The organism is Aliiglaciecola lipolytica E3 (genome assembly GCF_000314975.1).
GTDB classification, from domain to species: Bacteria; Pseudomonadota; Gammaproteobacteria; order Enterobacterales; family Alteromonadaceae; genus Aliiglaciecola; species Aliiglaciecola lipolytica.
The window spans coordinates 146,071-161,740 of record NZ_BAEN01000014.1 but is presented as its reverse complement, the minus strand read 5'-3'; the positions used below and the strand labels follow the sequence as shown (position 1 = coordinate 161,740).

Here is a 15,670-nt window from a genome sequence, read left to right as displayed (position 1 = left end):
ATGCCTGTCCAAATAGCAAGCTACAAACTGAAAAGATGCCTGTCCAAGCAGTCAGCAGCCTGAAATGTATTTATTTTTTAAACGCCTCTTTAATACTTTCCAATGAGGTTCCAAGCAACTTACGTGAAAGCACATCAAGTTCTTCTTCCGATCCTTGGATGTGAAAAGTCGCTTGTACATGTTTCATCATTTCACCCGGTTTTAATGCAGCTGCAGGCGAAGAGGTTTCTAACTCGTAGAATGGTCCTAATGGTGCGACTCCTGGTTCTGGTGAACCGTCATTATAGGAATTAATAACGTCACCCGAATAAGGATTTTCTTGATGCTCCCACATAGAATTAACAAAACCATAGGGCGCATCCTGTTGATTATAAGTCACAATATTAAGTACTTTACCCGCGGCATCATAACTACCTGCAATACCTTTAGAGCGTTTAGCACTAATACCTATTTTTCCGCGCCGCGTACCATCACCTTTAAAAAACAGCTTATCTGATTCAACCCGTAAATGCTCGGCTGGGACCTTGCCAAAATAACTATCATTAACTTTAGTGCCTAATTCTTTTTCCGAGCCACTTTCAAATGGAATAACCACTGTCGTTTTTGGAGACGGGTTATACATGCCCAACATCCAGATTGAGAGCAATCCAGTTTCCGGATCCCAAGTATTGGTACCTGCATTTATTATGCGATTATCCGTTTCATAAGCCACCATTTGTAAATTTTTATCTAGTTCAACGCCTAGTAGTTTAGCCCCCTCTTGCGCATCTAGTAGCTTTACAGTGCGTTCAATTTCAACTTTAAATATTGCACCACTGTAATTAATCAGTTCAGTACTATGCTCGAACGTAGCAGAACGGTTTGTTTTCGAAACCAATTCAAAGGCTTCTGTGTCAATAACAGGCGGCGTCGTCCAGTCAGAAAACTCGAATTTGGTGCCTGGCTTAAAAAATAGTGCATATTGGCCGCCTTCAGGTCCAAGCCAAAATCGCTCTTCTCCTCCAAAAATATAAATATGTTCTTCCAGCTTACCTTTCTTCTCTTCGTCCGATAAAAAACCTTTTTCAATTACCGGACGGTTAATCCACCCAAAACTTGGACCATACTTGACATCGTAAGTACTGGTCATGACACGTCCTTGATATTGTGGTGCAACAGCAACTGCCGCCTCTCCATCTTGCAACACAACAATAGATGTGTGTTTTTGCATAAACGAGACATCATCGGCAAAATTGCCACTACTGGTATCGCATCCAATAAGTGACGTTAAAGCTACCACCGAAGCCAATGCTGACGTGATAAATTGCATTTTTTTCATATTAGTTTTCCTTTGTCACATCAAATCGATGAATAAAAGGAAGCGCTTTTTTTGCTCTGCCTATTTCAACTCCCCAAAGTGGCATCTCGCCTAAGTCACTATCTGTAAACGCTTCTGGACGATAGGCCCCGGCGGCCCATGGGTGATTAATTACTTCATGTGTTTTAATAAAATTCATACCATCTTCGGCATACATTATAGAATCTTGAATTTCCTCAGGCGCGCGTTCGCCAATCATCGCTGCCACTCCAGTTCCTTGCGGCCATACAAACACTTCGTGATTCCCAGGAATAACAGGATTGTTCGGCACTTTGATATATGGTCCTTCTGGGTTTTCAGCAATAGCTAAACCCATTTGTGTATGTTTAGGGCTTTTTCCTAGCTGCCGACCTTTATAATAAAGCCAATATTTTCCATCGCGAATAATCAAACTAGAATCATCAACTAAATGACTATCAAAATCGTCTTTATTCTCGCTATTTACCAAAACAGGGGCATTACTAAAACGTTGCCAAGGACCGTCAGGTGAATCTGAAACCACAATTCCGATTTTTGAGTCAGGACTAAAGGGCTGCTTATAGGTTTTAGATGTACCCGTGTAAAATAGCCAATATTTACCCTCGGCAACAAGAATATTCGGTGTAAAGACACTTGCACCTTCCCAACTTCCTTTAGTTCCTTTTCCTAATGCTTCACCTTTTTCAGTCCAATGACGGCCATCCTCAGAAGTGGCATACCAAACCGTTGCGTCATAACCAGTAGATACTTTACCTTTTGAATACCAGACATAGTACAAATCACCTACTTTAATGATGTCACTTGGGTCACGGCGCATAACATTTTCTTCAATGCCGATACCATTCAAATCTGAGTGCGAAATAACGATTTTTTGGGATGCGTCTTGGGCGGGTTTCCATGGCTGTCCATATTCAGGTAAGGTCGGGTTTGGTCTTAAAAATTTTGCATCCTGATCCTCATACCAGCGATGTAGCATCTCCTTCATTTTTGCGACTCTTTGAGGATACTCTAACGCCAAATCATTTGATTCTTCTCGGTCTTGCGCAAGATTAAATAGCTGAACTTTTCCGTCTTCAAACCGTTCAAGTAGTTTCCAATCGCCAAGTCGAATTGCGGCTCCTGGGAACCCTCCTTGATTAGAATAGTGTGGATAATGGAAATACAAAGGACGTTCAGCAACATTCGACTCTCCATTGATGACGGCCTTCAAGCTATCGCCATCCAATTGCTTTATATTGTTATCGTTTATACCCAAAATGTCGTACAAAGTCGCTGCAATATCTGTACTGGTAGCCGGAACTGAAGTTGAAGTACCCATTGATTTAGAGCCGGGTACACTAATAACAAATGGCACCCGAATTCCACCTTCATATAGCCACCCTTTTCCACCGCGAAGAGGCAAATTTGATGTTGGCAACCCTTCTGCCGTCGATAAACCACCATTGTCAGACAACAAGATAACGATAGTATCTTCGGCTAAATTTTGAGCTTTGAGTGAATCAACCAGCCGACCGATATTTTCATCTACCTTTTCAACCATAGCTGCATAAGTTGCATGCGTTTGCTTCACTCGATTTAATCTCGGTTTATCCGTAGGCCAAATTTGTTCAACTTGTACAAACTCCGATTCAGGATCAGTTCCAGCAAATTTACTTGCGTACTTATCTATAGTTTCTTTTGGCGCATCTAAAGGAGTATGAACAGAATAATAAGACATCATCATGAAAAATGGAGATTCTCCTTGTGCGTAACCTTCGAGCAAGTTGATGGCTTCTGAAGTTAATCTTTCAGTTAAATATTCACCGTCGGGGCCACTTTCTAAACGAGGGTTATTGTAAGGAGAAAAATAGCCACCACGAGGAGCGCCAGCTACATGCCCACCAATATTTACGTCAAAGCCAAAATGTTCTGGCCATCCATCTTCAGTTTGGCCCAAGTGCCATTTCCCTAAGAAGGCAGTCTGATATCCATCATCACCAAGAACACTGGCAATAGTTGAAATATTGGTAGGTAATTGTTCTTCGAATTGAGCAGGTTTAAATTTCCCTTCTCTATATCTATGTTTGCGACTTTGGTCACGAAAGAAATCGGTAGTAGATAACCTCGTTGGGTGCTGACCAGTGAGTAGCGATGCTCGTGTTGGACTACACACGGGGCTAGCGGCGTAACCATCAGTAAAGAGCAATCCCTGATTTGCTAACTTATCCATATTTGGTGTCGAATAGTTAGTATTTGGGTTAAAGGCTGCTACATCAGCCCAACCAAGATCATCTACTAAAATAAGTAGAACATTAAGCTTTTTCTTATCTGAATTGGTTGAGTTGCATGCAGACAACATGCAAATGGATAAGACCATTACCGCGACAATTGATAGTACCTTCATTTTTTGGTTCCTTTTGAAACAGGGCTAAGCCAAATTGCTTGTCCACCACCAGGAGCAAGTGACATTTTGATTACATCTCCCTTTTTAACTTCGATCGCTCGCACTGCATATGCTTCACGATTCGTTAGATAATGAGTTTGTGCGGTATCCGCATAAATTTTGGCTGTGTAAATGTGATTATCAGCTAAAAAATCCAGTTGAAGTGGTAACTCTCCCCCCTCTTCATTAATCGCTGCACCGACAAACCAATCCTCACCAGTTTTCCTAGCAGTGACTACGTGGTGCTCAATGTTGCTGGACAGTACTTTAGACTCGTCCCAAGTCGCAGGCATGTGTTGGAAGAATTCAAATAAGTCAGGCTTTCGTAAATATTCTTCAGGGGAATCGGGAAAAATAATTAAACCCGAAAAGATAATAAGTGCCCGAGCAACCTCGCCGGCAACCGTTGAATTAACATCACTTCTAACGTACTTTCGACTCTCTTTTAAACCGTTCAGTTTAAAAAAACCATTCGACATATCTAATGGACCTGCCAACGCATTAACATGTGCCATCTCAACAAAACCACTTGGCGTAAAAGTATGTAAGCCGTCCGCTTGGGCATGCACCGCTTCTCGTGTAAGCCAATTAGGCCATGCACGTCGCAACCCGCTCGGAACGATTGGCTGATCATGAAAGTTAATCAACAGCTTATGTTTAGCTGCTAATTCGACAATATTGAGGGTCTTTAATACTTTTTCCCTACCACTTAGCTTCATAAACCCATACTTTACTCCAGCAGCTCCCCAGCTCGCCCAAGTTTCAAACAGCTTGTCTAAGTCATAGTTCACGCTGGCTTTATCATTCAAATATAAAATAAACCCAATACCTTTTTGGTTTGCTTGATTGATTAAATCCTTAATATTTAGACCGTCAATCTCGGTAAAAGGATCTGATTCGGCTTGATGTTCAGGACCGTACCAATTTGCATCAATCATCACATATTGCATATTGCTTTTAGCAGCAAAATCAATCATGCGATGCAATGATTCATTGTCCAACGCATAAGTATGATCGCCATACTGATCACCGCGAACTCGCCAGTCCCACAGAGACTTTCCCGGTTTTATCCAGGAAATATCTTCAATTTGATTAGCTGGAGATAAATTTATTAAGGATTGAGAAGTAAGTAAATCACCGGCTTTGTCACCTATTTGCAATACTCGCCAAGCAGTTGATGAAGGTAGCGCATTTGAAATTAGAGGCTGACTTATCACTGCAAGCTCAGCACGACCAGACAAAGTTGTGAGCTGCATAATTTCAGTCTCAAAACGGCTGGCTTCCTGGATCGCCATCGCAGGTAACTTTTCCCCGAAAACTGCCGTAGGAATCATGATTTGCTCAGCGGCACTAGAAGCAATACTTTTGATATGTTTATTCGGCTTCATACCATTGTAGCTCCAGGTAGAAGCATCTTGAGCAAAATTAAAGTGGGTTTGTTCTAACAATATTTGATTTTTAGACTCACCTATAGACTCAAATACATGCCTAAATGCAACTGCATCATTAAACACGCGAAACTCTAAAACACTTAAAGGCTCATTGGTTATTTTATTGACAAGCTGAAATTTCACGCCCGTATATTGATTTCGAGAATGGCTAAACTGCCCCCATGGTAAAGCATACGTTTCGTCTACCTCTTCTTGAGAAAGTAAAACTAAATCGTGCTCCTCTTTCTGCTCCCCTTTAATGAATAGATCAATGTTTGAAGGCAAAAGTACTGATGTATTATTAAATGTAACGCTATATTGTGGAGAGGTTTGCGTATCCCATGACACAGTTAAGCCAATACGCTCATCGGGTGAAGTTGCTGAATAGTGTTCCTGATCTGCACTCTTATATTGCTCAGAGTCCTTTGCACACGAACTTAAACCCAACATCAAGCTGCAAGTCATAGCAAGCACCGACATACAGCGGCGGTTAACGATAGAATCCAATGAAACCACTCCTCATCTCAACAATAATCAGCAGGTTCTGCTGAATTTAACAATATATAAAAGTGCACTAAACAAGATACTAACAAATAACATTAGCCATTGTGAAGTAATTTTATATTTAAAAATACATTTAAACTTATTGAGAGAAAATCTTTAGTCAAGATTGACGATTGTCATCATTGAAGCGCGATTTTTTTAATTTCATCGTCACTGAGTGCGCGTGAGAATATCATCATTTCGGCAATTGAACCGTTTAAGTTCCGCAACGGAGATATATTAAGTGTACTGTCCCAATTACCGATAGAAGCTTTATTGATATGCCAGGATTTCGTCCTATGTTTGAGGTGTTTTTCCATCACTAACTTGCCATTGATGTATGATTTAACTTGGCGCGTATTCTGATTGACAGTAGTGGCAAGATGATACCAAGTACCTGATTCAGACACAGAATAAAAGGGTTGATAGGTATAATTCGAGCCTGCATCTTTAGTATGCTTTAATCCCAGTACTAACTTACCCTCGTTTTGCTCATCTAAATGCCCCAGTTGCCAATGAATATCCCCCTCGTTGTAATTATCCGTCAGCAAAATAGAATTGAATCTGCGATCCAAGCTGTCAATTCTGATCCAAGTGGTCAGGGTGAACTGATCAAATTCTCCTTTAATATCGACCCGTACACGATCACTGGCTTTTTTAAACTCTAATGCCGACTTTCCATTCCATGGGCCTTGAGCCCAATTAGCACCTACAATAGCGCCATGAAACGTTTCACTGGTATGCGCAATATTTGTCAGTTGCCTAGGTAAGTTTAGGTCTTTTTCAAAGTCATAATAAGCGACTAAACTTTCATCTTTTAATACCCACTGCTTCATTTCGTGCCATTTTCTCTGTTGTCTATTGGATGCAGTAATCGTTAAATCGTTGATGTTAGAAAACTCAGAAAAAAGACTCGACGTTGCATTTTTTAATTGCCATTCAGAGGCCAAAGGTGAACCTTGCGATATTGCACCTCCTTTCGCCAGACGATAGGTCTCTCCTTGCTTATCTTTGGTTTCTATCAGGCCATCAAAAACATGGATTTGAGATTTTCCACTATGATCAACCGACACGCCGATTGCCGTTCCTAAGTCGATCACTTCAGAGTTGGGCGTATCGATTGTAAAACCAATTGCCACATAAGGAACATCGGTCATAACTTTGCCATGTCTCAACATAACGCGTTGCTCATTGATAATATCCAAATCAGCAGGACCTGCAATTTTCAATCGAGCACCATGATAAAACTCCAATTCTAAAAAACCATCGAGCAATTGGAGATTACCGGGGATAACTGATTCACCGGCCTTAAAGTGTTGAGAGTTATTTACCACATTTACAATTACTGCCACACCATTATCATTCACTTCGTTTAACATCACGCTAGGCTGATAGTAATTTTCTGGCTCATCAATGTGTAGGAAGAAGAAAAAGGTTAAGACTGCACAGGCAGCGATACTGAGTGCAGTCCAATTCCAAGTCCGACTCAATCCAGAAATATTGTTTTTCTTTGGTGCCTTATCTTGTGTCGCCCTTATTCCTTCTGGGTTATCTTCTATTGCCTGAAGTATTCGTTTTTCAAATTCTTTATGTTGTAACAGTTGCTTAGATGCGTCATGAACTTTGGCAACAAAGATGCCTTCCTTTGCCTCTGCAGATTCAGTTTGAGTTAATAGAAAGTCCATCTCTAACTGCGCTCGCAAACTAAATTTAAATTCATCAGAAAGTTGCGCTAAGCATAGTAACTCGTCTACCTCACTGGCAGATATTGCGTTATCTAACAATTGGCCAAGTAATTGCTCAAATCGTTGTTTTTGCGATTTCAAATCACTCATGTCAGGCTCAATCTATAAGCCATGCAGGCTTTCAGTTTTTCGCGAATGCGCATTAGTGCTAATCGAACAGCCGTGGTTGTCATCCCTATTTGCTCTGAAATTTCACGGGAATTTTGTTCATTTGCATATTTATAATCAATCAATTGGCGACTTGTATCCGGTAATTCTAATATACAGGCTTTTAAGGCCGCGATTTCATCACCATTGTAGTCGGACGGTTCATAGTTAAATTCAAATTCATTAACTAAAAATTGACTCAACTTCTCATTAAGAATGCGCGTTTGACGATTAGCCTTACGAAATTCATTACGCACTAAATTTCTAGCAATTCCGCGAAGCCAAAAACCAAAGTCGAGCTCTTGATCGAATTTATCCATTTCCCGATAAGCCACTAAAAACGTTTCTTGCGCTAAATCATCTACCGCATCAGAGTGCACACCTAAACCGCGAATAAAGGCACGTAAACCTACTTGGTATTTACGAATAAAAACTGAAAACAATGCTTTTTGTTTATCCATATCCCAAGTTAGGACTCAAGCTTTTTATTGGTTAACCAAGCAAATACGAATACCACACTAAAACAACTAAGAGGAATCAAATAGCTTATGTTGACACTCTCGGTAATATCAATCACCCATCCCTGCAATGGTACTAACACAGCACCGCCCAGAATCGCCATTATGATAAATGAACCACCTAACTTCCGATCCTCACCCACATCAGACAGTCCCAAACCATAAATGGTTGGGAACATTAAAGACATACAGCTGAAACAAGTTAATAGCGCTAAAGTCCCGATTGTGCCACCGACTAACACTGCAATTAAAACCATTGTTATGGCTAACATTGCCATTACACAAAGTAGCTTTGCGGGACGCACATAACTCATCAATCCGGTACACACAAATCGAAACACAGTGTAAACGCACAATCCCCAAAACACATATTCTCCAGCCTGAGCTGCTGTAGTAACTTCTGGATGATTATCCATAATGTATTTAATCGCATATGTCCAAACGCCAATTTGACAACCAACATAAAAAAACTGGGTTACAACCGCAAATTTCCAAGTGGTATTTTTCTTCAATCGATTAAATGAGTCTTTTAAATTACCAAAATTGTCCGAAGACTTAGCAACCGGTAACTTTGCAATAAACACCACAACGGCAAGTAAGATGGCAACAAGCGCGACTACTTGATATGCACTTACCACATTGCCCAGTTCTTGCGTTTGAATACCAAGAAGTTCTGAAGCAGACATACTTGCTCTTTGCTCGTCTGTAGCTGTATTTAGCCCTTTTAAAATGACTTCTTTTCCTAAGTACACGCCCATTAGTACGCCTACAGGATTAAACGCTTGAGCTAAGTTAATACGCTGAGTGGCGGTTTCACTAGAGCCCATTGATAAAATATATGGGGCAGCAACGGTTTCTAGTACAGCGCAACCAGAAGCAAACACATAAAACGCGATTAGAAACAATTCGAAACTCATTGCTTGGCTAGCGGGATAACATAACAATGCACCTATGGCATATATGCTTAATCCTGTCATCACTCCAGTTTTATAACTGTATTTTTGTATCAATATTGCCGCTGGAAGCGCCATGACAAAATAAGCACCATAAAAAGCGGATTGAATAAAAGAGGACTGCAACTGGGTCATACCTAACACCTTTTGAAATGCAGGAACTAACAAATCAGTCATGTTGTTAGCCGCTCCCCACAACGCAAAACATGCGGTGATTAATATAAATGGGAGCAATAGACCGCGCCCAATTAAAGGTGCAGAATTCGTAGTATTAACAGGTATTGCCGATACGGGATCGTCTTGGATTACATTAGCTTCAGTTTGCATCGTATTTTCTCGGTTATTTTTATTGTTAGGTTAAAAACAGATCATTCATCGTGTTGTGATCGTCAAGACTATCCGCGAAACGTGAGGTAGGAACCCCCGCAGCTTGCAGCATAGTTAAATATAAGTTGGACAATGGCACTTTTTCTGAAAATTTGTGGTATTGACCATGTTTGAGCCCCATATTTTTGCCACCAGCAAGTATTAAAGGATAATTACGTGCGTTGTGAGTTGAGCTGCAAGCACTGCCGTACAGAACCTGTGTATTATCTAATAACGAACCAAATTCATCTTGCGTATTGTGCATACGCTCTAAAAAGTAACTAAATTGCCCAGCCAACCATTGGTCGTACTGTCCCCACTCCTGCCAATGACCTTTACTTTTGTCATGACTAATTTTGTGATGACCTTTTTTTAAGCCCAAAGCAAGTTTAGGAAACGCATCGCCTAATCCCATACCATCTTCTCGGGCCATCATGTAAGTCGCGACTTCTGTCAAATCAAGCTGAAATGCCAAAACTATGAGATCCATCATTGTGCGTATGTAAGCTTCAGGGTTGATATTGGCATCTGCGGCAAAATCTATATGATCTGCGCTAAAGTCTTTTAATGGCACATCAAGCCAAGTTTCGTTGCGTTGTATTTGTTCTTCGAGCTGACTTAAATTGGTCATATGTTGGTCAAGTTTGTGCTTGTCATTCACACCTAACTTGCGCTGTAAACGTTTTGAGTCTTCTAAAATTAAGTCTACAATTTTGCGTTTTCTGGCCAATTCTTGCTTTCGCTGCGCAGTAGAACCTATGCCATCAACCGAAAAATAACGTTCAAATATTTGCCGATGATTATGTTCAGATGGAATAGGATTTCCCTGACTATTGTAAGATAAAGTCGCCCCTCGAGATTTGAATCCTACGCCGCCATCTGTTGACAGTACTAAAGAAGGATAACGCGTATTTTGCTTCTTGGTATAAGCGGCAAACTGATCAACCGAAATACTATTTTTGTACTCTCCGCGTAAATCCCCTGCAGTTAAAAAAGTATCTCCGGCAATATGCCCCATTAAGCGCCTAGATTTTGGATGGCTTAAGCCACCTAAAATTGAAAGTTGTTTTTTAAATGGGGTTAATGATTGCAGCACATTTGTGAACGTATAATCATGGCCTTCACCCTGAGGAAACCAGTTCCATTGCTTAAATTCAGAGTCTTCACCCGGCATGCTCACACCGTTAGGTACATAAATATACGCTAAACGCTTCGGCGCTTGAGCTCGCTGCCCTGACATGCTTCCTTCCTTCGCCATACACTCCATGTAAGGTAGACAAGCTGTGACTCCTAAACCTTTTAAAAATGAACGTCGATTTAAACGAAATGGTCTAATAGTGCTCATAGTTAATCTCCTTATGCTTGATTAAATGAAGGGCTTTGAATAATAGATAAAATGACTGACTGCATGCTGTAATCCTCATTTTTCACTTTTTCCAACAAGTCATTTAGCTCACTTTCATCATGGAAATTAACTTCTTTACCCAGTGCATAGGCGTATAAATGTTTCACCAATGACATTACAACTTGATCTTGTTTAGCATTTAGCAAGTAGCCTTTGATTTCGCCCAATCCGTTAACTTCAATGCCATCTGGTAATACCGACAAAGAATCAACTACTGCCCCTTTATAACTATCACGGTACCTGCCAACAGCATCATAATTTTCAAAAACTAAACCATAGGGATCGATTTTGGCATGACAATCTCTGCAGGAGTCTTTGTCTCTGTGCAATTCAAGCTGCTGTTTTAGTGTTAATTTGTCAAAACCAGGGGTATCAGGATCAAGTTGCGGAACATTTGGTGGCGGAGGTGGAGGCTCAACCCCCATAATTTTCGCTTTTAACCATACAGCACGTTTGACTGGGTGGCTGTGAACGCCATCAGCGTGACCAGTCAAAAATGCACCTTGACCAAGCAAACCACCTCGACCTGTCGATTCATCCAATGTCACTTTTCTGAAAGTGGGTCCCGTCACGCCTTCAAGCCCATAAAATTCAGCTAGATTTTGATTTAGCATGGCAAAATCCGATTCAATTATGTTTAATGCACTTAGATCCTGCTGAATCAAATAAGTAAGAAATTCGGTCGTTTCCATCGCCATATCTTTTTTGACAAAGCGGTTGAAATCTGGAAACGATTCAACATCTACCGTTTGATTTTCAAGCCTATCTAAACGTAGCCATTCACGCGCAAACACAGTGACAAACCGCTGTAATCTTTGGGTGTCGGTAAGCATCCGCTTAACTTGCGTATCCAGTTCATTCCGCAGCTCACCTTTAGCTGCCAATGATAACAACTCTTGATCGGGTGGTGAGTTCCATAGGAAATAAGACAAGCGATTCGCTAGTGCATAATCGGTAACCAAAGAATGATGGTTTTCACTAGCTTGTACCGAGCCGATACCCAATAATTCAAATAGTTGATTGGGGGCGTCATTAACAACCTCTGACGTTTTGTCAGGCGCTTCAAATGAATCGTTAGGTTCCGCCATGTACAGAAAGCTGGTTGATGATAAGATTGCAACTAAAGGTTCTTTTATACTCTCTTCAAAACGTTCAAATTCTGGTGCAATAGCTTGCCAAAACTCAAAATACGGTTGAATCTCACTTTCACTTACTGGTCTGCGATAAGCGCGTTTAGCAAACTCTTTAATAATCAATCTGGCATACTCTGGACTGGATTTATCCAAGTCGGAGTCTACAAATATTTGACGATGAGAACGACTTGGCCATTGCTCAATGTAAGGCGCTTCAAACTCAATGTAGTCCACATTGATTACCGAACCAGCATCAGCTTCTTGGTTGATCATATCGCCATTCCAAAGACCCACTTTTAAGCTGCCACTAACCCATTGATCACCTTCAGCATCCACACTAGGCAATGGGAAATTTTCCAATCTACCGCGAAAACTATAAATCTCGCTGTGCCCTTCTTCACTTTTTATTGTTTCAACATGTTTGAGGTTTTTATAATCCATGCCGTCATCTGTTCTTGACCCTACAAAAGGCACTACAACTGGTGAAGAATGAGTATTCACTTGATTGACAAAATATGGATTTTCGAACTTTTTGGCTTCTGATTCGTTCAACGTTGTTTTAGTCAAGATTAGGTGACTAAATCCGGGAAAGTTTTGTCCGACATTCAATTTTACCTGATGGGCATCCCCTTTAAGCATCGCAGCTCCTAACTTAGAAACCACCATTTCACCGGTTTGTGCGCGACCAGTTGAGGTTAATTGATGAGCAAATTTAGCAGTTTTACCAAATTGAATTTCAACTTCAGTTTGTTCACCTTTTGCCATTTCTGGATGGACAAGGTTTATCTCATAAAACGCTTGTTGTTGAGTAGGCAATTTTACTTTGAAGTTTTCAAAGCCTTGCATTTCATTTTCTTTTAACACGACCAAGTCTGACTGTGGGCCGCTTTTCACTAAATTGGTACTACTATTCCCAGTGGCAGCAGTCATCACAACGCTTTTTTCAGACGTCACTTTAGGTTGCTTATACTCATCTAATGAAGTGATTGGCAACAAATTAGGTAAGGCTGCCGCAAAAGTAACTGGAATTTTGAAGGAGCTACCTTTGCCCGCTTTAATTCGCAGGATAAATTCCCCTTCTGATGGAAAGTAACGTTTAATCTGCATGGCTAAGTTTGGAGATGGACCGTGCCAAGAGCCGAACTTGCCTGGCTCATTGATTTCTTTATGCGGTTTAGCCGAGAACAAAGATAGGTGCCCAGATTCAGCCTTAAAACGGCGTTTGTCTGACCCTCGCAAACTGGCACTAAAGTATTTTTTTAAATCACCTAACTCAGCTTCAGATTTTGGCTGGCCATTCTCATCCAAAACTTCGACGTAAAAGTCTTTAGTTGGCAATGGCACGTCAAGATAGCCCGAAGACTTACTATGCTTCTCTCCCACCCCTATATCTTTGCCAAAATGCATGCGGTAATGCACAACCTCCGGCTTATCGGCAGGATCAATTGCTTTATCTAATGCTTGCCGTGCAATTTGTTCGAATGTTTCTAAATGTAGCGTCGAGTTTTGTAGTAATTCCGCATTATTACTAAAACCAATTTCAGATAGTGGATCATCAGGCAAGAGGCTAGCGAAATTAGCATCCACGCTCGTCAATTCAACCAATGTATTTTGATATTGCTGCTTAGTTAATCTGCGGATTGTTTGTTGGCTTTTTCCTTTTTTCGCTTCTTTAGCTAAATGGATACCATTTGTCATCCAATCCACTAAAACTCTTCTTTCTTCTGCAGAAGGTTGTTTTTTCTTCGCGGGTGGCATTTCTCCTGAATTAATCATATCTAAAGCAGCATGCCAATGAGGAGCATCGTTTCCAACCACAAAATCAGGATTAAGCACATCCAATTGCACGCCTCCTTTTTGCGTATCACTACCATGACAACCGAAACAGTATTGAGTTAGCAAAGGACGCACTTGATCGTTGTACACGGCATCATCGACCACCGTCAATTCAGTTTGCTGTTTAGTCTGAAACCATTGTGCAATAGGTGAAGGTGCAAAACGCACTAAATAGGATTCGCCGTGAACCAAATTACCGCCCGCATGCGCGGTCACGAAGAGCCCTATCACAAGTGCACCAGATACCGAAACATAAGCAAATTTATACCAAGCTTTAGGCGTCGAACTAGTCAGTAACGCAGTCGCGAAGAATGTCAAAATAGCCACACTCAAACCGCCTAACATATGCAACCTGACTTCAGCTATCTCAAACCCTTCATTTGCCGCTAACAACATGCCCATGGAAACAGTGATAAAAACTGCCACTGAGCCCAGCCACCATAGGAACCTTACGAAGGGTTTGAATGCGGCGTTACGGGTAAAGTATGCATATAAAGACAGCGCTGGAGCGAGTAACAGTAGGGTTACGGGAAAATGTAATACGAGAATATGAAAGCGACCGATAAATCGACTGACGCCATCTCCTGAAGCACCGTTAATTGGCACTGTTGCCGCAATGCCCAGCAAAATCAAAACCATTAGAGTTAACACCCATACTGGCTTAATAGCGCGAAAAAGCGTCACACGACCTCCAAACTTCAATATTGATACACACGTTAAACATCCAAAAATTCAAAATCTTTTATATATAATGTCCTATGTAAACGAAGTGTTTCAAATTATTTAAAGTTTTGCATCTAAAAATTTACTTTTTAGTCAAATAAACCAATTAAAATGTACTTACAATTAGAAAAACCCCGTCTAAAGCCCACAAATAACGCGAAATAAAATTAAATGAGTTTTTAAACGTCGCCAATATTGATCATCTGATCATGCATATAGGAATCTTATAAAATCAAAAAAATACAAGTTCGTTAGTTGTTTGTAGTATTCTTTTTAAGAGTTCATCAATACTTTATATATAATACATACACCTGCTAGCAGAACTAGTTCTGCTAACTATGGACAAATATCAAAGGATCACGCCTAATGTATACGCAGCGGTTAATTTTAATAGTATGGATAATGAGTTTAGTAGCGTGCACCGGCACAACAAACCAAGATAACAATGAACTGGCTGTGCCACAGCATAAGCCACTGTCGGTCCAAGCGGCCGAACAACCGAAAAAGTGGTGGGTCGCAAGGCATGATGAAAAGTTAGTCGAAAAACAAAAAATGCAAAGCGTGGATATGGTATTCATAGGTGACTCCATCACGCATGCTTTTGACTATAAAAGCAAAGCTATTTGGGAGCAGTATTACGCGCCTAGAAACGCACTAAACATTGGTTTTAATGGTGATAGAACTGAACACGTTTTGTGGCGACTTCAACATGGTGCAATTGATAACATTCAACCTAAATTAGTCGTATTAATGATAGGTACAAATAATACAGGTCACCGACAAGACTCTCCAGAAGACACAGCTTCGGGCATCAAAGCGATTTTAAAAGAAATAACTCGCAAGTTACCTGACACTCAGGTTTTATTATTGGCCATCTTTCCACGTGGAGAAACGCCTGATTCTCCGCTTAGAAAAATAAATGACACAGTCAATAACATCATTCAAGAATATGATGATGGTGATCGAGTTCATTATTTAAACATTAATCACGTCTTTTTAGATGCGAATGGAAATTTAAGTCGCGACGTAATGAAGGACTTATTACATCCCAATAAAGACCAATATGAACATTGGGCCAAAGCAATTGAACCAATGATTGAAAACTTGTTGTGA

At 40.7% G+C, this 15,670-nt stretch carries 9 protein-coding genes; 1 reads left to right on the top strand and 8 read right to left on the bottom strand.

What is annotated here, in order from left to right; translation table 11 throughout:
• Positions 1-70: 70 nt before the first annotated feature.
• The 8 genes from GLIP_RS02275 to GLIP_RS02240 all read right to left on the bottom strand — a co-directional run bounded on the left by GLIP_RS02275 (position 71) and on the right by GLIP_RS02240 (position 14,518).
• Positions 71-1,318 (bottom strand): DUF6786 family protein, encoded by a 1,248-nt coding sequence (locus tag GLIP_RS02275; protein ID WP_008842939.1) that lies wholly within the window; start codon positions 1,316-1,318, stop codon positions 71-73.
• A 1-nt stretch (position 1,319) separates the two neighbouring features.
• Positions 1,320-3,719: a sulfatase-like hydrolase/transferase gene (locus GLIP_RS02270; RefSeq protein WP_008842938.1), complete on the bottom strand. Its 2,400-nt coding sequence runs from the start codon at positions 3,717-3,719 to the stop codon at positions 1,320-1,322.
• Complete coding sequence (locus tag GLIP_RS02265; RefSeq protein ID WP_407638127.1) at positions 3,716-5,704, bottom strand: glycoside hydrolase family 97 protein; 1,989 nt, start codon at positions 5,702-5,704, stop codon at positions 3,716-3,718. Before GLIP_RS02265 ends, GLIP_RS02270 begins: the two co-directional genes overlap by 4 nt.
• A 167-nt stretch (positions 5,705-5,871) precedes the next feature.
• Positions 5,872-7,566: a LamG-like jellyroll fold domain-containing protein gene (locus GLIP_RS02260; RefSeq protein ID WP_008842936.1), complete on the bottom strand. Its 1,695-nt coding sequence runs from the start codon at positions 7,564-7,566 to the stop codon at positions 5,872-5,874.
• A complete protein-coding gene (locus GLIP_RS02255; RefSeq protein ID WP_008842935.1) occupies positions 7,563-8,084 on the bottom strand; it encodes a sigma-70 family RNA polymerase sigma factor in 522 nt (173 codons plus the stop codon). The genes GLIP_RS02260 and GLIP_RS02255 overlap by 4 nt, the downstream gene beginning before the upstream one ends.
• An 8-nt stretch (positions 8,085-8,092) precedes the next feature.
• The gene (fucP, locus tag GLIP_RS02250) at positions 8,093-9,421 is read right to left on the bottom strand and encodes an L-fucose:H+ symporter permease (RefSeq protein ID WP_008842934.1); all 1,329 of its coding nucleotides are present in this window, start codon (positions 9,419-9,421) and stop codon (positions 8,093-8,095) included.
• A gap of 25 nt (positions 9,422-9,446) precedes the next feature.
• Positions 9,447-10,805 carry a DUF1552 domain-containing protein gene (locus GLIP_RS02245; protein ID WP_008842933.1) on the bottom strand — a complete coding sequence of 453 codons (1,359 nt, stop codon included), beginning with the start codon at positions 10,803-10,805 and terminating at the stop codon, positions 9,447-9,449.
• Between the two features lie 11 nt (positions 10,806-10,816).
• On the bottom strand, positions 10,817-14,518 hold the full coding sequence (locus GLIP_RS02240) for a DUF1592 domain-containing protein (RefSeq protein WP_008842932.1): 3,702 nt from the start codon (positions 14,516-14,518) through the stop codon (positions 10,817-10,819).
• A 441-nt stretch (positions 14,519-14,959) separates the two neighbouring features.
• Here GLIP_RS02240 and GLIP_RS02235 point away from each other — a divergent pair, with 441 nt between their 5' ends.
• On the top strand, positions 14,960-15,670 hold the full coding sequence (locus GLIP_RS02235; protein WP_153886242.1) for a GDSL-type esterase/lipase family protein: 711 nt from the start codon (positions 14,960-14,962) through the stop codon (positions 15,668-15,670).